19 protein-coding genes and 1 pseudogene are annotated in these 17,405 nt (G+C 65.2%); 9 read left to right on the forward strand and 11 right to left on the reverse strand.

Annotated features, from left to right (window positions below; genetic code table 11):
• Positions 1-378 (forward strand): hypothetical protein (locus tag QX132_RS19930; protein ID WP_315739727.1); only part of this gene is annotated, 378 nt, incomplete at its 5' end.
• 137 nt (positions 379-515) lie between these two features.
• On the opposite strand, the pseudogene QX132_RS19935 reads toward QX132_RS19930, so the two are convergent.
• The 4 genes and pseudogenes from QX132_RS19935 to QX132_RS19950 all read right to left on the reverse strand — a co-directional run.
• Positions 516-844 (reverse strand): annotated as a pseudogene (locus tag QX132_RS19935) (amidohydrolase); the annotation flags it as partial.
• Between the two features lie 135 nt (positions 845-979).
• Entirely contained in the window at positions 980-1,207 is a 228-nt protein-coding gene (locus QX132_RS19940; protein WP_316162782.1) for a hypothetical protein, read from the reverse strand.
• A gap of 330 nt (positions 1,208-1,537) precedes the next feature.
• Positions 1,538-1,744 carry a PRC-barrel domain containing protein gene (locus QX132_RS19945; RefSeq protein WP_315739728.1) on the reverse strand — a complete coding sequence of 69 codons (207 nt, stop codon included), beginning with the start codon at positions 1,742-1,744 and terminating at the stop codon, positions 1,538-1,540.
• Positions 1,745-1,884: 140 nt separating this feature from the next.
• Entirely contained in the window at positions 1,885-2,418 is a 534-nt protein-coding gene (locus QX132_RS19950) for a tannase/feruloyl esterase family alpha/beta hydrolase (RefSeq protein WP_315799139.1), read from the reverse strand.
• 142 nt (positions 2,419-2,560) lie between these two features.
• On the opposite strand from QX132_RS19950, the gene QX132_RS19955 reads away from it, so the two are divergent.
• Positions 2,561-3,919: an LLM class flavin-dependent oxidoreductase gene (locus QX132_RS19955; protein ID WP_316162576.1), complete on the forward strand. Its 1,359-nt coding sequence runs from the start codon at positions 2,561-2,563 to the stop codon at positions 3,917-3,919.
• Between the two features lie 18 nt (positions 3,920-3,937).
• Here QX132_RS19955 and QX132_RS19960 read toward each other — a convergent pair whose 3' ends face one another.
• Together QX132_RS19960 and QX132_RS19965 are read right to left on the reverse strand one after the other, a co-directional pair.
• Positions 3,938-4,588, reverse strand: coding sequence for an aspartate/glutamate racemase family protein (locus tag QX132_RS19960; protein WP_316162578.1), 651 nt, complete (start codon positions 4,586-4,588; stop codon positions 3,938-3,940).
• Positions 4,589-4,702: 114 nt separating this feature from the next.
• Positions 4,703-5,365, reverse strand: coding sequence for an O-methyltransferase (locus tag QX132_RS19965; protein WP_316162580.1), 663 nt, complete (start codon positions 5,363-5,365; stop codon positions 4,703-4,705).
• Between the two features lie 93 nt (positions 5,366-5,458).
• Between QX132_RS19965 and QX132_RS19970 the strand changes: the two genes are divergently transcribed.
• Positions 5,459-6,109: a TetR family transcriptional regulator gene (locus QX132_RS19970; RefSeq protein WP_316162582.1), complete on the forward strand. Its 651-nt coding sequence runs from the start codon at positions 5,459-5,461 to the stop codon at positions 6,107-6,109.
• 400 nt (positions 6,110-6,509) lie between these two features.
• Here the strand turns inward: QX132_RS19970 and QX132_RS19975 are convergent, their stop codons facing one another.
• Positions 6,510-7,262: a hypothetical protein gene (locus tag QX132_RS19975; RefSeq protein WP_315739734.1), complete on the reverse strand. Its 753-nt coding sequence runs from the start codon at positions 7,260-7,262 to the stop codon at positions 6,510-6,512.
• Between the two features lie 1,452 nt (positions 7,263-8,714).
• Here QX132_RS19975 and QX132_RS19980 point away from each other — a divergent pair.
• From QX132_RS19980 to QX132_RS20005, 6 genes are all read left to right on the forward strand, one after another.
• Complete coding sequence (locus QX132_RS19980) at positions 8,715-9,644, forward strand: aliphatic sulfonate ABC transporter substrate-binding protein (protein WP_315777648.1); 930 nt, start codon at positions 8,715-8,717, stop codon at positions 9,642-9,644.
• Positions 9,645-9,724: 80 nt separating this feature from the next.
• Positions 9,725-10,345 carry a nitroreductase family protein gene (locus QX132_RS19985; protein WP_316162584.1) on the forward strand — a complete coding sequence of 207 codons (621 nt, stop codon included), beginning with the start codon at positions 9,725-9,727 and terminating at the stop codon, positions 10,343-10,345.
• A gap of 92 nt (positions 10,346-10,437) precedes the next feature.
• Positions 10,438-11,733 carry an O-acetylhomoserine aminocarboxypropyltransferase gene (locus QX132_RS19990; protein ID WP_316162586.1) on the forward strand — a complete coding sequence of 432 codons (1,296 nt, stop codon included), beginning with the start codon at positions 10,438-10,440 and terminating at the stop codon, positions 11,731-11,733.
• A 3-nt stretch (positions 11,734-11,736) separates the two neighbouring features.
• Positions 11,737-12,519: an alpha/beta hydrolase gene (locus QX132_RS19995; RefSeq protein WP_316162587.1), complete on the forward strand. Its 783-nt coding sequence runs from the start codon at positions 11,737-11,739 to the stop codon at positions 12,517-12,519.
• A gap of 1 nt (position 12,520) precedes the next feature.
• On the forward strand, positions 12,521-12,844 hold the full coding sequence (locus QX132_RS20000; RefSeq protein WP_316162589.1) for a BA14K family protein: 324 nt from the start codon (positions 12,521-12,523) through the stop codon (positions 12,842-12,844).
• A gap of 138 nt (positions 12,845-12,982) precedes the next feature.
• Positions 12,983-13,519: a hypothetical protein gene (locus QX132_RS20005; RefSeq protein WP_316162592.1), complete on the forward strand. Its 537-nt coding sequence runs from the start codon at positions 12,983-12,985 to the stop codon at positions 13,517-13,519.
• Positions 13,520-13,955: 436 nt separating this feature from the next.
• Here the strand turns inward: QX132_RS20005 and QX132_RS20010 are convergent, their stop codons facing one another.
• From QX132_RS20010 to QX132_RS20025, 4 genes are read right to left on the reverse strand one after another with little or no spacing between them, the layout of a single operon-like run.
• The gene (locus QX132_RS20010; protein WP_315813735.1) at positions 13,956-14,864 is read right to left on the reverse strand and encodes a flagellin; all 909 of its coding nucleotides are present in this window, start codon (positions 14,862-14,864) and stop codon (positions 13,956-13,958) included.
• 15 nt (positions 14,865-14,879) lie between these two features.
• Positions 14,880-16,637 (reverse strand): flagellar hook-associated protein FlgK, encoded by a 1,758-nt coding sequence (gene flgK, locus QX132_RS20015; RefSeq protein WP_315813736.1) that lies wholly within the window; start codon positions 16,635-16,637, stop codon positions 14,880-14,882.
• 27 nt (positions 16,638-16,664) lie between these two features.
• Positions 16,665-17,117 (reverse strand): flagellar protein FlgN, encoded by a 453-nt coding sequence (locus tag QX132_RS20020; protein ID WP_315739743.1) that lies wholly within the window; start codon positions 17,115-17,117, stop codon positions 16,665-16,667.
• Positions 17,118-17,132: 15 nt separating this feature from the next.
• A complete protein-coding gene (locus QX132_RS20025) occupies positions 17,133-17,402 on the reverse strand; it encodes a hypothetical protein (protein WP_315739744.1) in 270 nt (89 codons plus the stop codon).
• Positions 17,403-17,405 lie beyond the last annotated feature (3 nt).

A 17,405-nucleotide genomic window follows, 5' to 3' on the forward strand; every position in this document is an offset into this window, starting at 1 on the left:
GCGAAAACCATGGTGTTACCTTTGAAACATTGTCCGCCGAAGTCTTCTCGTCCGATCCCAGAACCAAAAGCCGAAGCTCTCAATCCCGAGACCCGCAAGGACTCCGCCGTCCACGTTTCTCTTTCTTCATCTTCACTTGTCAAACAGCCCGCACTTGTTAGTTCGCTTGAACTAATTAGTGCAACTTCTCTGGTCTCTTTCGCCGTCGAAGTCCCCGTTGCCGGGGCGCTTCACATAGCTGATTTTGAGAGACCGTCAAGAGCTTTTCTGAAGAAAAACTCAGGAGCCAGTCGGAAGAAAAAACACCAAAGAAAGCAACGTTGGTCCCGAAAGTCGGGGGCCTCAGTCATCAGTGATGTCCGGCTGGCGTGGTGGTGAGATAGTGCGGCGCCGCATCCCGTGCAAGAACTTTTTGCGACGGCTGTGCAGAAATGTGGATAGCGCTGTCGCCCCCCACGCTCGGACCCGTCACACGCCGTTTCCGTTCCATTTTGAAACGGCTGGCGCGCGCAGCGTCAGAAATTGCTCGTGTGCGGTTGCACCAGCGCACGATACGAGTGCGGCATCCGCATGCGGGACGAGATCTTTCCGCCGGACGACGTTGGTCGGATAGAAGCTGTCGAGATTGCTGGTGTCGATGTCGACGGTCTCGATCCCCTCCCCGCCTGCAACGATCGCCTCACGGCGCGGAAACGCTGATGTATCCGGACCGAACACGCCGCTGAGCCCGGGATCGAAATTCGCGGCGTCGCACACATTCGCGAATGCGAAGTAGGCGTTGTTCTCGCCACCGCGAACACGGAGGTGAGGCCAGGTGATGCAGATCGGCACCGGCCGGGATGGGTCTTGCGATGGGTTGAGAGGGTGCCGTCCGGAATTGGCCCGGCCTCGGCCGGATCGGTCAGCCCTGTTGCCGCAAGTTCCGGAAACACCACTGGCAGCGCCGCGCCCCTTCGCCCCAAGCCGGCGCGAGACGGCGTCAACGCGATCGCGGCGAAGTGCTGCGTGCTGGAGCCGTCAGGAAGCGATCGAGCTCGACGATCGCTTCGGCCTCGCGGGCGCGCCGCAGCTGCCTGGCCTGCTCGATGCCCGGCGGCAGACGCTTCGCCCTGTCTCGCGCCTCGCGCGCCATCTCTAGCAACCGCTCACCCAACGACATCGTCTGCTTGACACGCCGACGCCGTTTCTTCCGACCTTCTACTTCCATGCGGGTTTGCATCCAGTTTCATTGATGCGCACCGACAACTCTAGATCAGGAGATGCCGGGCGCATCAACATAAGTGAATCGGCCGCGACCACCGTAGTCCGGGCGGCAGAGCAGCAGCGGCCGGCCGCGCCGGGAGCATCGAGGCTAGCCGCAGCGCCGGCCCGCTCTCGTATCATTTGATATGCGATGCACAGGTCTTCCGGCAGGCCTCTGCAAAGGCCGCTCGAGAAGTTCGAACGCTCGATCCGATGCCCCACGCATCGCCATGCGACGCGCAATCAAGCCGTTTCGATCGTTTGAGCGTTCCAAATCCGAGACCAACGCCGCCGCTCAGGATTGCGTGAACTTGATGGTCGACACCGGCCAGCGCCCGTCATGACCGCGAAGGGTGATGCGCAACCCATGCAGCTCATCAAGATACACCTGCTCCACGGTTCCGGCCTTGCCGTCGCTCAAGGCCACGCATTTGCCGATCAGCTCGGTCTGGACGTGCTCGAACTCGCACAGAATGGTGAAGGCTCGCGTCTTGGCAACCATGAGGGACCGGTGTGTGGGCTGATGGGAGCCGCAACGCTGCGGAGACAGGTCGGCTGGCAGATAGATCGGGTCATCCCCCTCCCGGGTCAACCGCTCATCAAGTGATCGTGCATACCGTGCAGACGGCATGCACGACCTGTTCAGCGGCACTCGAAATTCGCTGCATCCTCGAGGCTGCCGCTGCCCTTGGAGGTCAGCACCTTCGGGAACGCGCAGAGATCGCGCGTGCGCCCGGGCCGAGGCACATCGGCCGCACGCCGCGCGGTGGCGTGGATCGCCTCAGGCGCCGCGGCCGTGCCCTCCACCCATTGGTCCAGAGCGGTCAGCAAGTGAAACTGATTGGTGGCGGGTCCGCCGCCGCAATGGTTCATGCCGGGAACCAGGAACAGCCACGCGACCCGGCAAGCGGCACGCGATAGGCCGGCGCGCCCGCGATGACGCCGTCGAACAACTCGGGGAAGCGCTGCCCCAGAGGCGGTCACGCCCGCGGGTGCCGGCGGTGCCAGTTGCACGCCGCCCGCGGCGACGAACTCGGCCGTGACGACGCGCCCGCTGTCGGCGAAGCCTTGCGCGAGCGCGGCGCAACTCGCCTTGAAATCCTGCGCATGGACGGAGGCCACAGCCGACGATGTCAGTACCAGCGCGGCCAGCGTCGTGATCCGGATCGCCGTCAATCTCGTCCTCCCCACGTGCGGGCCACGGCCCGTCCTGCGCCGTCATTGATCCGCGGCGCGCAGCGGCCGTGCGCATCCACGCGATTGAAAACCATAGGCGAAGCGTGCCATCTGGTCGGCTCAAGACAGCGTCGAGGACATCATGGCTGCGGACATCCGGTTGAATGCGTTTGCGATGAACTGCGTCGGGCACCAATCGCCCGGCCTGTGGCGGCATCCGCGCGACCGCTCCTCCGACTACAATCGCCTGCCCTATTGGCTCGACCTCGCCAAGACCTTGGAGCGCGGCCGCTTCGATGGACTGTTTCTCGCCGACGTACTCGGCGTCTACGACGTCTATGGCGGCACCCCCGACGCGGCGCTCCGCCACGCCATCCAGGTGCCCGTCAATGATCCGATGATGCTGATCTCGGCAATGGCCGCCGTGACCGAGCATCTCGGCTTCGGCGTCACCTGCACGCTGTCCTATGAGCCGCCCTACCCGTTCGCGCGGCGGATGTCGACGCTCGATCATCTCACCGAGGGCCGCATCGGCTGGAATATCGTCACCGGCTATCTCGACAGCGCCGCACGCGGCATGGGCAGGGAGCGCCAGACTGCGCATGACGACCGCTACGACGTCGCCGACGAGTACATGGAGGTCGTCTACAAGCTGTGGGAAGGCAGCTGGGAGGACGACGCCGTCAAGCGCGACCGGACCAGCGGCGTGTTCACCGATCCCACGAAGGTTCACCGCGTCAGCCATCGCGGCGAGAACTACCAGCTCGACGCCATCCATCTCTGCGAGCCGTCGCCGCAGCGAACGCCGGTGCTGTATCAAGCCGGCACCTCGCCGCGCGGCCGCGTGTTCGCCGGCCGCCATGCCGAATGCGTGTTCATGTCCGGCCCGTCGGCCAAGATCATCGCGCCGCGCGTCGCCGCCATCCGCCAGGCCGCCGCCGACGCGGGTCGCGCCAGCAGCGACATCGTCATCTTCAGCATCGCCACCGTGGTGCTCGGCGAGACCGACGCGGCGGCCGAGGCGAAGTTCGCCGACTATCGCCGCTACATCGACCACGAGGCGTCGCTGACCCTGATGTCGGGCTGGACCGGCGTCGACTTCTCGACCTACGACCTCGACCAGCAGGTCCGCCACGTGCTCAACGATGCCGGCCGCAGCGCCATGGACAACGTCACGCGCGCCGATCCGGACCGGGTGTGGACCGTGCGCGAGGTTGCCGAGCATGTCGGCATCGGCGGCATCGGCCCGGTGTTCGTCGGCGGGCCTGCGAAGGTCGCCGATCTCGTCGAGAGTTGGATCGAGCAGACGGGCGTCGACGGCCTCAACCTCGCCTTTGCGCTGTCGCCGGAGAGTTTTGCCGATGTCACCGACATGCTGGTGCCGGAGCTGACCAGACGCGGCCGCTACAAGAAGGCGTATCAGCCAGGAACGTTGCGCGAAAAGCTGTTCGGCCGTGCCCGGCTCGCGGCGCCGCATCCGGCGGCAAGCTACCGGCCATAGCACAGCGCACTTGGCTGCTCACGCGGACAGCCGCTGCAGCAGCTGCGAAACCGCTGCCGCGATCGGCTTGATGATCGGCACGGCGAATTGCGGCTGCAGCTGATCGGCCGCCTGCGCCAGCGGTCCACCGCCGATGATCACGGCTTCTGCACCGTCCTCGGCAATACAAGCGCGCGTGACGTCAGCCAGGGCGGCAGCAAGCCGCGCCGGATCGACGGCGAGCGCGGCCGGGTCGCCTTGCGTCAGACGCGTCCCGGTGAACTGCGCCGACAGGTCCAGCCTGTCTGCAAGGCCCGCGATGCTCGCAACCAGCGCAGGCGTCACCGTGGCAACGCCGAAGCGCCGCCCGCCCTCTGCGGCCTCGCGCATCGACGCCTCGCCGATCCCGACCACCGGCAGCGGGCAGAGCCTGCGCAGCTCCGCGGCGCCGGGATCGCCGAACGCCGCGACGATGATGCCATCGCAAGCATCGCGATGCCCGCAGCCGATGTCGACCACTTCCGCAGCCGATGCCGCCAACGCCTCGGCATCGACGATCATGGCCGGCGCCCGCATCGCGGTCGCGCCGACCACCTCCGCCCGGCCGGCACAGCAGGCGGCCGCAATCGACACCATCATCGCGGTGGTCGCGGCCGAGCTGTTGGGATTGATCAGGAGGATGCGAGGCATGCGAACGGTTGCTCAGATGACGAAGCTCTCCTCGTGAACAATCGCCGGCCAAACGTCAACTCCAGGCACATTCGCCGATGAGGGTGGCGGACATCGCCGTTCGTCGCCGGCCGCTCACCCGATCCGCATCGACAATTCGACTTCGTCGCCGAACGGCATCGACAGATAGCCGTTGGCCGGCGAACGGACGTAGGCGAGGTAGTCGGGGCTGTGGTCGGCATTGTCAGCGACGATGAACGCGCCGGCGCTGAGCCGGCTCTCGAGCAGCGCCAGGATATCGCCATACAGCGGCTTGGCGCCGTCCAGCAGAACCAGGTCGATCGCGTCCGGGAGATCACCGCTCAGCGTCTGCAGGGCGTCGCCCTGGCGGATCTCGACCAGATCGGCCAGGCCGCCCTCCGCGAGGTTGGCACGGGCACGGGCGACCTTGGACAGCTCGAACTCCGTGGTGATCAGCTGGCCGCCGCCATTGTCACGCAGCGCCGCGGCGAGGAACAGCGTCGAGATGCCGAACGAGGTGCCGAATTCGACAATCGATCGCGCACTGACGCCGCGCGCCAGCATGTAGAGCAGCACGCCGGTGTCGCGCGACACGGGCAACGGAAAGTCCTTGAGCTGCGTGTAGAGCTCGACATGGCCGGACCTGCTGCGCATCAGTTGCGCGCCCCGTTCGGCCGTGCCGGCGAAGATCGGGCTCGTCTCCGGCCGCAGCAACGTGGCCTCGGCAAGCAGGCGATCCAGCAGCGGCGCTACCGGCTGAGTGGTCAGGGTGATCATTGATATTCTCCGTGTTCTCGATGCGTGTCGTTTGCGTCGAAGTCAGAATACGAATAATCATTCGCATTCGCTAATCGCATTTCGGAACGCTCCATGGCCCTGGTTCGAAAAGCCCCGATTTCCCCGCGAAAACTGCCGAAACAGGCACGCTCGGCCGACCTCGTCGCGGCCATTCTGCAGGCGGCTGTTCAGGTTTTGACGAAGGAAGGCGCGCAACGCTTCACCACTGCGCGCGTCGCCGAGAAGGCCGGCGTCAGCGTCGGCTCGCTCTATCAGTATTTTCCGAACAAGGCGGCGATCCTGTTCAGGCTGCAGAGCGACGAGTGGCAGCAGACGACGGAACTGCTGCACGACATTCTGGAGGACACGCGCCGTCCGCCTTTGACGCGATTGCGCGCACTCGTTCACGCGTTCCTGCAATCGGAGTGCGACGAAGCCGCGGTGCGCGGAGCGCTCGACGACGCCGCCCCGCTCTACCGCGATGCGCCCGAAGCGCGCCGGGCCAAGGCCAGTGGCCGCCACGCCATGCTCGCCTTCATGCACGAGGTGCTGCCTGGTGCTGGAGAGGCCGAGCACGCGCGGACAGCAGACCTGATCAAGACGACGCTCAGCCAGGTCGGCAAGCACTTCTCGGAGACGCCGCGCAGCCGGGCCGAGATATCGGCCTATGCCGATGCGATGGCCGACATGTTCTGTGCGTACCTCTCCACCGCGAACAAGCCTCACAGACGCAAGGCCGGGTAGTCCCGCAGCCGGCACGTCCCCGCCTCTCCTTAGCGCGATACTTCTTAGGTGTTTGCGCAAGGACGGCGGACGGGATTGCACTTGTTTGTTCGCACGTCGAGGTTTGCGAGTACGGCGACGCTGAAAATCCACTTGGGTGGGAAGTGTCCTGCCTCGAGACCGCGCAGCCATCCTACAAGGAACTGTTTCCGCATCACGTGAAAGCGTACGAAAGTCGGCTCAAAGAGTGACATTCGTCCGCTTCTGCCCATCCCGGGCCTTTCGGTCGAAGCTTGCGACGTCGGTTCTAGGGGTTCAACCGGAAGTAGGCCGTCGGACGGCGGCTTTGACCCAAAGCGAACGATCACGCTGCACCGGCAGAGTGCGTGGAGCGGCGTCACATTTGGGTGGATCAGAGGGGCTAACCTCTGACGCCGGGACCGCCGTTGCGCTGGGGCTTGGGCGCACAGTTGTTGTTCTCGGAGGTAGGTTCGCACTTCAAGACGTGGTCCTTGACGAAACCTCGGATCGTGCCGCCCGCCCGCCTCAGGATGCCGGGGTCGGACGGGGTGTAGGTCTGGTCGCATTTCGACATTACCGAGGCGACCTTCGTCATCTCGTTGCTCGCGCCGATCTGCACCGACTCCTTGCCGCAGCTGCCGGAATTGATCTGCTTGAGCAGTTCGATTCGCTTTCTCCCGAGGGCGAGAATGGGCCCGCACTGCTCACGCTCGCTGGCCCTCTGCCACAGACCCTTCAGCCTGTCGTCGTGAGCCTGCAGCGAGGCGATGTTTCCCGCCTTGCAGGCCCGATCGGGGGCGTCGGCCACCGTATCGGAGGCGCGCGAACGGGCGCTCGCCGGCGCCGGCCCGATCCGAGTCGCGGTGGCCGTGCCGGTCGACATCGACTTGCCGTCGGGCGCCAGCGTGTAGTTCCAGGTGCCGAGGCTATTGGTGTAGGTGAGGACGTTGCCCGAGCAGGTCCAGGTGCCCTGCACGCAGGCGGGATGTTCGCTGCACAGCGCGCGGCCGTCGGCCTTCACCGAACCGCGGTTGCCACTGCCGGAATGCCGCCACTCGCCGACGAACTTGGAGGCACAGCTGGCGGGCGGCGCGGCTAACGCCGGGGTGGCGAGGGTAGCGAAAATCAGGGAAGCCGCAATCAACGATCTCATCAATATGTCTCCTTTGGAATGCGGCAGCAATCCTACAGACCGGCGTCGGCGCGGCAAGGCCGACCGCCTGCCTTTTCCCCGACATGAGTCGAGGCAACCCCGCGATAGCTGCGGGTTATCCAACCATGCAGGCGTCGTCGGTGTGGGCGGCGGCTTCACCAACGTGCTGCGCAATGTAAACACGGCGCATGGCGACAAAGATTGTCACCATTCAGCTGATCGAGTGGACGTCCTGAGGAATGTGCTTGGCGACGACGAGTTGCCGCCTCCATTGCCATGTCCGCCCGTGGCCCGGGCTCGGACTACCCGGTCTACGCTTGGGATGCCCGCAATGGGCTGAGTGCGAACGCCGCTGACTCGGTCGCGGAGGCTTGCTTTAGTCACGGGCTGTCCTCCCGAATGCGCTTGCTCCGCGGCTCCTGCCCCCAATGGCTGCCGATTTATCGCACCGCGCAAGTCGGAGGCCTCAGGCCAAATCCGCTCATGAGCTCCCGCGCTTCATCTCGGCCGGCAGATGCAAGGCCGTTCGATCGGACAACCCGCCCAAACCTCTGCGGAGAGTTACTAAGACGTAGATGGCCGGGACGAGGCCCGGCCATGACGTGGAGGCAGAGGGGCTCAAGCTGATTGTCATATGCCAAAGCTCCAGGTCTTGCGTGACGAGCCTATTGCTTCTCCTCGCGCTTGCGCGACGGAACGAAATTCGCCCGCGTTCTCAAGCTGATTTGCCCTGTCCAGTCCTCCTGCGAAAAACATTCTTGTTTCTTTTTTTCGGAATTTGTGGTTGTATCACCCTATCCCGCCCGATCGAGAGGGGCGCTTCGCGAACGTCACGAAACGTTGGTGCGGGATGCGATGGCCGGTTCTCGTCGCAGCGTGCGTCAAGCGCGCGGACGAACGATGGGAGCCGGACGGCGAAATCGCGTGGTCCTGATACTCCGACGCTAGTATCAAGTTCGCGAAGATGCTTGCGTGTCTCGCGGATGACGGTGGCCAGAAAGCCCGGCGCACCGGGGAGATCGCGTATAAGCCGTAAGCCCATTGCGCAGGGAAGGCCGGATGTCCGGCTGATCCTGTGGTAACCGCCGCGTGCTTCCTTTTTTGCACGCGGGCCATGGGTGTCAGTCGACGCCCGGCCTTCCCTGTGCCCTCTCTCGATGGAGGGACGAACGGCAGACACATCTCGGACGCCCTGCGCGTCGCGAGGATGCGAGCGGCTGTCTCGTCAGATCTCGCGCGCCAAGAAAACAAAACCTCTCGCGGCACGGGCACATGAGAAACTTTCATCTCCATATGAACATATCTGCAAAATTGCGCAGGGCTCACGATCCTGCGAATGATCCTGGACAATTGCATGCAACCGCCTGTTTGGGAGATTGCCGAATGACACCGTCCTTCAGCGGCCTGCGCCGCGCGCGGCCCTTGCATCTCGCCCGTCGCGGCGTCCTGATGATGGCCGCGGCCCTGCTCGGTGCGCTCGCCACGTCGCAAGCCGACGCAGCCGAGACGCTGCGCATCGGCTATCAGAGATCCTCGACCCTGATCGCCCTCCTCAAAACCAATGGCGAGTTGGAGAAGGCGCTGACGCCGCTCGGCATCAAGGTGTCGTGGCACGAATTCTCCAGCGGCCTGCCACTGCTGGAAGCGATCAACATCGGCAGCATCGATGTCGGCGCCGATGTCGCCGATACCGTCCCGGTGTTCGCGCAGGCCGCGGGCGCGAGGCTCGCTTATGTCGCCGAGGAGGCCGCCTCGCCGTCGGCGCAGGCGATCCTCGTGGCAACGGCTTCGCCGACCAAGACGCTCGCTGAGCTGAAAGGCAGGAAGATCGCGGTGACCAAGGGCGCCGGCAGCCACTATCTGCTGCTCGCCGCGCTCGCCAAAGCGGGTCTCACCTTCAAGGACATCACCCCCGCCTATCTGCCGCCCGCCGACGGCAGGACCGCTTTCGTCAGCAACAATGTCGATGCCTGGGTCGCGTGGGATCCGTTCCTGACCAGCACCATCCGCCAGTCAGGGGCGCGCGTGCTCGCGGACGGCAGCGACGGGCTTGCCAGCTACAAGCGCTACTATCTCGCATCCGCCGACTACGCCGCCGGGCATGGCGACGCCCTCAACGTCATCTACGGCAAGCTCGTCGAAACCGGCAAATGGGTGAAGGCCAATCCGGGCGCCGCGGCGAGCCAGCTCGCTGCCCTGTGGGGCATCGATGCGGCCACCGTCGAGGAGGCCAACAGCCACCGCTCCTACCAGGTCGGCGCGGTCACCGCGGCCGGCCTGTCGGAGCAGCAGAAGATCGCGGATGCTTTCCTGGCGGAGCGCGTGCTGCCGGCGAAGGTGGACACATCGGCGTTGGCGATCTGGACTCCCAAAGCGCCGTGAGCCACACAGGAGCCGAGATTGTGCCCCGCAGCGAAGCGCGGCGCGAGGCCCGACGACGAGCCTGAACGAAGGAGACCCCCGTGACTGCCCATCTTCCCCCGCCGACCGACCGCATCACCGAGCATCCGGCGCATCGCATCTTCGTCGATCGCTGGTCGCCGCGCGGCTTCAGCGACGAGGCGCTTCCGGAGACGGAGCTCCTAACCTTCATCGAGGCGGCCCGCTGGGCGCCCTCCTCCTACAATTCGCAGCCCTGGCGCTTTCTCTACGCGCTGCGCGGCTCGGCCGAGTTCGACACCTTCCTGTCGCCGCTGGTCGAGTTCAACCGCGGCTGGGCGCAGCATGCCGCGGCGATCGTCTACGTGCTGTCGAAGAAGACCTTCACCCCGGCGGGCAAGACCGAGCCGGCACCGACGCGCACGCATTCCTTCGATGCCGGCGCGGCCTGGGCCAATTTCGCCAACCAGGCGGCGGTGTCCGGCTGGATCACCCACGGCATGAGCGGCTTCGACGTCGCCGCCGCACAGGCAGCGCTCGGGGTGCCCGACGGTTTCGCCGTGGAGATCGCGATCGCGGTCGGCCGCAAGGGCGATGGCGAGAAGCTGCCGGCCATGCTCAAGGAGCGCGAGAAGCCGAGCGCACGCCTGTCCATCGCCGAGATCGCCTCGGCCGGCCTGTTCCCGCAGCGCTTCGGCGGCTGATCGATGTCTCAGGGGCGGCGCACCGCGCCGCTCCTGACTGACGGCGAAATCTGTGGCAGAAGATGCGATCTGCTTGAGGAGAGTTGATCCGCATGCCGCCGCCGAAACCGCCCGCCTTCGAAACCCTGAGCCTGCACGCGGGCCAGCACCCGGATCCCGCGACCGGCGCCCGCGCGGTGCCGATCTATCAGACCACGTCCTATGTGTTCGACGACACCGAGCACGCCGCGGCGCTGTTCAATCTCGAACGTGCCGGCCACATCTATACCCGCATCTCCAACCCGACCACGGCCGTGCTCGAAGAGCGGCTCGCCGCGCTCGAAGGCGGCGTCGGCGCCGTCTGCACCGCGAGCGGCCAGGCGGCGCTGCATCTGGCCATCGCCACGCTCCTGAATGCGGGCGATCACATCGTGGCCTCCTCCTCGCTCTATGGCGGCACCATCAACCTGCTCGCGCACACGCTGCCGCGCTTCGGCATCACCACGAGCTTCGTCAAGCCCAGGGATCACGACGGTTTCCGCGCCGCGATCAAGCCGAACACGCGGCTCCTGATCGGCGAGACATTGGGCAATCCCGGTCTGGAGGTGCTGGACATCCCCAAGGTCTCGGCGATCGCGCATGCAGCCGGCGTGCCGCTCCTGATCGATAACACCTTCGCGACGCCCTATCTGAGCCAGCCGATTTCCCAAGGCGCCGACATCGTGATGCACTCTGCGACCAAGTGGCTCGGCGGCCATGGCATCGCGATCGGCGGCGCGATCATCGATGGCGGCCGGTTCGACTGGCGCGCGTCCGGCAAATTCCCGCAGCTCACCGAGCCCTATGCCGGCTATCACGGCATCGTCTTCGACGAGCAGTTCGGCGCGGCCGCCTTCATCATGCGCGCGCGGACCGAAGGCCTGCGCGATTTCGGCGCCTGCCTGTCGCCGACCAACGCGTTCCATCTGCTGCAGGGCGTCGAGACGCTGCATCTGCGCATGGAGCGGCACGTCGCCAACACCCGCGCCGTGCTGGAGGCGCTGACTGCCAACAAGGCCGTCGACTGGGTGCTGCATCCTTCGCTCGAGGCCCATCCGGACCATGCGCTCGCCAAGGAGCTGTTGCCGCGCGGCGCCGGCTCGATCATCTCGTTCGGCATCAAGGGCGGACGTCCCGCGGGGCGCAAGTTCATCGAGAGCCTGAAGCTGATCAGCCATCTCGCCAATGTCGGCGATGCCAAGACGCTGGTGATCCACCCCGCCTCGACCACGCATCAGCAGATGGACGCCGCCCAGCTCGCCGCGGCCGGAATCGGCGAGGAGCTGATCCGGCTCTCGGTCGGCATCGAGGCGGCCAGCGACATCATCGACGATCTCGGACAGGCGCTGCGCGCCTCGCAGAAGGTGTGAGCCATGCAGCTGTCGATCGGAGATCATGAGGTCTTCGCCGCCACGGGCGGCCGCGACTTCGATTCGTCCCTGCCCGCCGTCGTCTTCATCCATGGCGCCGGCTTCGATCATTCGGTCTGGGCGCTGCACAGTCGCTGGTTCGCCCATCATGGCTTTGCCGTGCTGGCGCCCGATCTGCCGGGCCATGGCCGCTCGGCGGGACCGGCGCTGCCGACCATCACCGCCATGGCCGATTGGATCGTCGCGCTGTTGCAGGCGGTAAACGCGAAACCCGCTCACCTGATCGGCCATTCGATGGGCTCGCTGATCGCGCTGGATGCCGCGGCACGCCGTCCCGATCGCGTGTCGGCGCTGAGCCTGATCGGCACCGCGGCGACGATGACGGTCGGGCCTGACCTCCTGAAGGCCGCCGAATCCAACGATCACGCCGCCATCGACATGGTCTCGATCTGGGGCCTCGGTTTTGCCGCCGAGCTCGGCGGCAGCCGCGCGCCGGGCTTGTGGATGCATGGCGGCGCGCAGGCGACCTTGGAACGCTGCGCGCCCGACGTGCTGTTCAACGATCTCTCGGCCTGCAACGAGTACCAGGATGCGCTGGCATCGGCGGCCAGGATCAAGGTGCCGACGCGGCTGATCCTCGGCGAGAAGGACATGATGACGCCGCTGAAGGCCGGCAAGGCGCTGGCGACTGCGATTGCGCAATCGCGCACGACCGTCCTGCCCGGCGCGGGACATACGATGATGACAGAATGTCCAGATGCGCTGCTCGATGCGCTGATCGATTAGCTTGCGGTCACGGTTCCGGTCGCCGACCCCAGCGACGCAGAACGCGACCGAGCCGCAGCAGGTGCAATATCGCCACTGGCGCGGCGGTTACGGTCCTCGCCACGGCTATTACGGCCATCGCTCTTACGGGCATCGCCACGGCTATGGTGCGGGTGCCGCCGCCCTCGGCGGCCTCGCGGCCGGCGCGATCATCGGGGGCGCCATCGCCGACAGCCGCGCCGAGGCCGCCAACGCCCAGGCCTATTGCGCCCAGCGGTTCCGGTCCTACGACCCGGGCTCCGGCACCTATCTCGGCAATAACGGCCTGCGCCATTCCTGCCCGTAACGACACCAAGGTCGATGCCCCCCCGGCATCGACCGCCGCCTGGACCAATGGCGCGTGACAAAACGTCCGCTGCGACAAATGCAACGAAGTTCGTCTCGTCCGGTTGAGCATAGCGCTGAATCAACGGGAGACATCAGGATGGTCACCTTCAAAGCCGCCGCGACGCTCGCCATCGCCGGCGCACTTTCTGTATCCACGCTGCACTCGGTCTCGGCTGCGCCGCTGACGTCGCTGTCAGCAGCCGCCAAACCGAGCGCCGAAAGCTCGAATGCCGTGCAGGTCCGCTACGGCGGCTGGCATGGCGGCTGGGGCGGCGGTGCCGCGATCGGCGCGGGGCTGTTGGCGGGTGCCCTGATCGGATCGGCGATCGCCGCACCCTCCTACTATGGCGGCTACGCGCCCTATCCCTACTACGGCGGGTACCGCTACGCCGCCTATCCCTACGGCTATGGCGGCTACTACCCGGCCTACCGGCCCTATTACGGCGGCTATGGCTACAGCTACGTGCCGCGCCCGATCTATCGCAGCTACGGCTATTCCTATGGCCCGCGGCCGTGGCGGCACAGCTACGGCTATTACCGCGGTCCGGGTTGGGGCCATTATGGCTGGCACGGCGGCCGTCATTTCGGACACCGCTACGGTCATGGCGTGATCCGCGCCCATCATCGCTGGTGATGTGATTTCGCTGGTGCGTGGGGCTCGCCCGACGCACCGGCACGGCGATGCGCAACCTCCGCCGCGGCGGATGACGTACTCCTCATGATCGCGCCAGACGAACACGACAAATGTCGCCAACGCCTCATTGCGCCGGGCGCGATTACCCACCAGATCTGCTTGAGAGCCACGACCGTGGCGACGAAGGCGCAGACGACTCCAGTGCGGAATTCCTTGGCAGCTCGACGTCCTGATCATCCTCTTCCCGCAGCTGGAGCTGCTGGACTTTCGCGTTTTCCTTGATCCGCCCATACCCACCCCACCGATCGCGCGCAGCGCCGCTGTCGAACGTCGCAAGCTAGGCAATTGAGAGGTCCGCCGACGAGATGCCCGCCAGCGAGCCGCATGGTTTGAATCGGCAGTCCGGCTCTGCTGGGCTCGCACGATGTCCCGAAACTCACCGCAGGTAACTGGCCAGGTTCAGGCTCTGGATCTTGGAGATGGCGGTATAACTCGCCGTGAGCTGGGCTTGATAAGTCGAGAGCTGGGCGGTGACCGCAGCGACGTCCACGCTGGTCAGGTCGGTCGCCAGACTCTCGGCATAGCTCTTGTAGTCGGTCTGCTGAGACTTCGCGCTCTCGATCCGGGACGCTGCATCGGAGACCTTGGCCTGCACCGTGGCGACATCGTCCACTGCTTGATCGGCAAGCGTCAGCGCGGAGGTGATGTCAGTTCCGGACAGGGTCGAGCTATTCGCAACGAACTTCAGAACACGCATGACCTCCTCGAAAGCAGGGTTGCCGGCGGTCACGCCATACGTCACGGACTGGCCGTCGGAGACACGGACCGAGGCAAGCTCGCTGTCGCCCTGATAATAGCTGGTATCCATCGTGGTCAGCGATCCCGAGCCGGACGCGAAGGTCGAGGTATCGACAGCCGGAGTCGAGGTGCGCCCCCCGCCGAACAGATATTGCCCATCATACTGGGTGTTCAGAATGCCCGCCATCTGCTGCAGCAACTGCTGCGCGGTACTGATCGCCGACGAGGTTCCCGTGCTGCTGCCGGAGCTCGCGGCGCTCAGGGCCGTGCGCAGCTGACTGACGATGTCGGACACCTGTCCCACCGCGGAATACATGACTTGCACCTTGCTGTCGGCCAGGGTCGCAGCATCGATATAGGATTGCGCCCGCGTGACCGAGACCTGAAGATTGACGACGTGCTGGGTGTCGGCGCCGTAACCGGCGAGATACTCCGATTTCAGCCCCGAGGCTTCCTGCACCTGGAGATTGGCCATGGTCGCCTGCGTCCGCAGCGCGCTCGTGATCATCTGGTCGGAGTTCGAGAATGTCGCAATCCGCATCGTCATGATCTGCGCTCCGGACTAGGTCGATTGCACGGCAGTGAGCAGCGACGAGAACATGCTGTTGATCACGGAGATCAGCTGCGAGGCGGCAGCGTATTTGTTCTGCAGCGAGCTCAGCCGCGCGGTCTCCTCGTCGAGATTGACGCCCGATTGCGAGGACAGCGAGCTGGCATAGCTCGACTGGGCCGTCGACTTCGCGGTGTAGGCAGTGGAGGCCTGCGAAGCCTTGCTGGCGACATTGGCGACGATCGCCGCGGCATAGTCGGCAAACGAGCCGGTCGTTGCGCTCAGACCTCCCGCCGACGCAAAGCTGGTCGAGCCGGTGAACTTGTCGATGAGCGCATTGATAACCGTCGCCGAGCCGGCCGTCAGCACCTGGCTGCCGGTCGTCAAGGTCGCAGAACCGTCGAGCGTGCCGGTCGGCAGACCAGAAGCGCCGCTCAAGATGCTGCTGTTGACGGCAAAATTGGCGGCGCTCGTGCCGGTGACGAGATCATTCATGCCGAAATAGTTGGAGAAGCCGCTGCCGCCGACCGCACTGGTCATATCGTTGATCGCGATGCCGTTCGACGACGACGTGGCGCTGATCGACAGGTGTCCGCTGGAGTCGATCGAGGCGGAGACCCCGGAGATGCCGTTGAGTGCCGTGACCAGATCGCCCACCGTCGCGTAGGACGACAGATCGAGATCCTGGTACGAAACGAGATTGCCGCTCTGGTCAGCCACGGCGATGCGGACCGTTCCGGACGCCGACAGGGCGGTCGTGCTGCTGACGCTCGCCGACCCGGTCAGAGTGGCCGGAGGTGGCACGGCCGACGCGCCATTGCTGATCTCATTCAGCGCCGATTTCAGCTGCGAAGCCAACTGATCGAGCTGGGTCTGCGCGGCCGGCAAGGTTTCGTCCCGCAACGTGACCAGCGAGCCGATCTTGCCCGACGTGATCTGGGACGTGACGTCGACGCCGTCGACCATGATGCCGCTGAAGCCGCCGGACGCATAGCTCGAAGCCGCCGAGACATTCGCCGAGGCCGTGTAGCTCAGCGCGTGCGCCGAGCTGTCGACGAGGGCTCGCCCCGACGAGGTATAGACCTGAAGATCGCCATTCGACGCCGTGTAGTAGCTGACGTTCATGTAGGACGAGAGGTCCTGCAGCGCGGCATTGCGTTCATCCTCGAGATCCGCGGTCGATTGGCCGGACGCTGCCATTCTGCGGATCTCGACATTGAGATCGGCGATCTGCTGCAGGTCGTCGTTGACGCTCTGAACCGACGACGCGATGTCCTTGTCGGCGTTGGCGCGCAACGTCTGCACGCCACCAGAGGTGCTGCGCAGCTGGCTGGCGAAATCGTCCAGAGCGCTGACGACGGCCGATTGCAGCGAAACACTGCTGGGCGAGCTTGCCAGCGACGACAAGGCGGACTCCAGCGATGCAAGAGAGTTTGCCAGCGACGTTCCCGTCGTCGAAGTGCCGGATGTGGACGCGCTGCCGAACAGCTGCTGCAGTTGCGTCAGGTAGTTGTTGGTGGTGTCGGCCGCGCCGAGCTCGGAATTGGCTCCGATCAGGGATTTCAGCAGCAGCTTGTCGACATTGCTCGAAATGCCGGTAATCGAAACACCGGTCCCAACTCCCCCGGTCACATTCGTGACCTGGTTGGCCGTCTTCTGCGTATACCCCTTCGTGTCGGCGTTCGAGATGTTCGACGACGCCACGCTGATCTGCAGCTCCGTGGCCGAGATGCCGCTGAACGCGACCAGCCGTGCTATGTCGAGCGACATCACTCTACTCCCGCTGCTGGGCGGCCATCATGCCCTGACATTGGTTCCACAGGACGTCGCACGCGCGGTGCGTCGCCCGCCTGCGCCATAGGGCGACGCATTCGCGATCTGCTCGCGGATCGCCTGCATGACTGCCTCGATGCGACGATTGCTGGCTTCGATCGCAGCCCGCAGCCGAACGAGGTTCTCGTCCATCGCGCCACGCAGGTTAAAGATGTGCTCCATGAGCTGTTCGCGCAGGACGCGGTCGCGGACGTCGAGACTCGCCGTTCGCCTGGCGCATTCGGCAACCCGCTGCTCAAACAGCCCGGCGAGCCGATTCTTGTCGTCAAGCTGCTTGGAGCGCGAGGCCGGGAGCCCTTTGGCAAGCTCCGCATTCTCCTCCGACACCACCGCGATGAGCTCGTCAATCAGCGCGATCAAGGTCCGCACTTCATCTTCGCTGGCCGGCCGCTGATCGGCCTGAACTGCGTGTTTCATCCTGTCGCTCCCATCCTACTGTTCACGCTGCGGTCGGCGGCTGATCTGCGCGACACGGGCGTAGGTATTCAGCGCCGTCACCCTCACGGTGGCGACCTTGAGCTCTTCGTCGAGCAGCGCGCATTCACGCAGAAGCTTTCGTCGGACCGTTTCGATATCGTCAATCAAGGTCAACAGTTGCGCGCGGTCGTCCTTGCCGACGGTCGCGGCGCGCAGTCTCAGCCGCCGCAGCTTCTTCAGCAGAGCCTCGCCCTCGCCGAGCCGCTCCCTCTTCAGGTCGGCCATGAT

The organism is Bradyrhizobium sp. SZCCHNRI20481 (genome assembly GCF_032485055.1).
GTDB lineage: Bacteria > Pseudomonadota > Alphaproteobacteria > Rhizobiales > Xanthobacteraceae > Bradyrhizobium.

Coding starts and splice junctions, on each gene's coding strand:
- QX132_RS19945 (WP_315739728.1), bottom strand. CDS start 1,744: ATGGTTGCCAAGACGCGAGCCTTCACCATTCTGTGCGAGTTCGAGCAC.
- QX132_RS19965 (WP_316162580.1), bottom strand. CDS start 5,365: ATGATCACCCTGACCACTCAGCCGGTAGCGCCGCTGCTGGATCGCCTG.
- flgK (WP_315813736.1), bottom strand. CDS start 16,637: ATGTCGCTCGACATAGCACGGCTGGTCGCGTTCAGCGGCATCTCGGCC.
- QX132_RS20005 (WP_316162592.1), top strand. CDS start 12,983: ATGGTCACCTTCAAAGCCGCCGCGACGCTCGCCATCGCCGGCGCACTT.
- QX132_RS20010 (WP_315813735.1), bottom strand. CDS start 14,864: ATGACGATGCGGATTGCGACATTCTCGAACTCCGACCAGATGATCACG.
- QX132_RS19990 (WP_316162586.1), top strand. CDS start 10,438: ATGCCGCCGCCGAAACCGCCCGCCTTCGAAACCCTGAGCCTGCACGCG.
- QX132_RS19970 (WP_316162582.1), top strand. CDS start 5,459: ATGGCCCTGGTTCGAAAAGCCCCGATTTCCCCGCGAAAACTGCCGAAA.
- QX132_RS19960 (WP_316162578.1), bottom strand. CDS start 4,588: ATGCCTCGCATCCTCCTGATCAATCCCAACAGCTCGGCCGCGACCACC.
- QX132_RS19995 (WP_316162587.1), top strand. CDS start 11,737: ATGCAGCTGTCGATCGGAGATCATGAGGTCTTCGCCGCCACGGGCGGC.
- QX132_RS19955 (WP_316162576.1), top strand. CDS start 2,561: ATGGCTGCGGACATCCGGTTGAATGCGTTTGCGATGAACTGCGTCGGG.
- QX132_RS19975 (WP_315739734.1), bottom strand. CDS start 7,262: ATGAGATCGTTGATTGCGGCTTCCCTGATTTTCGCTACCCTCGCCACC.
- QX132_RS20025 (WP_315739744.1), bottom strand. CDS start 17,402: ATGGCCGACCTGAAGAGGGAGCGGCTCGGCGAGGGCGAGGCTCTGCTG.
- QX132_RS20020 (WP_315739743.1), bottom strand. CDS start 17,117: ATGAAACACGCAGTTCAGGCCGATCAGCGGCCGGCCAGCGAAGATGAA.
- QX132_RS19940 (WP_316162782.1), bottom strand. CDS start 1,207: ATGGAAGTAGAAGGTCGGAAGAAACGGCGTCGGCGTGTCAAGCAGACG.
- QX132_RS19980 (WP_315777648.1), top strand. CDS start 8,715: ATGGCCGCGGCCCTGCTCGGTGCGCTCGCCACGTCGCAAGCCGACGCA.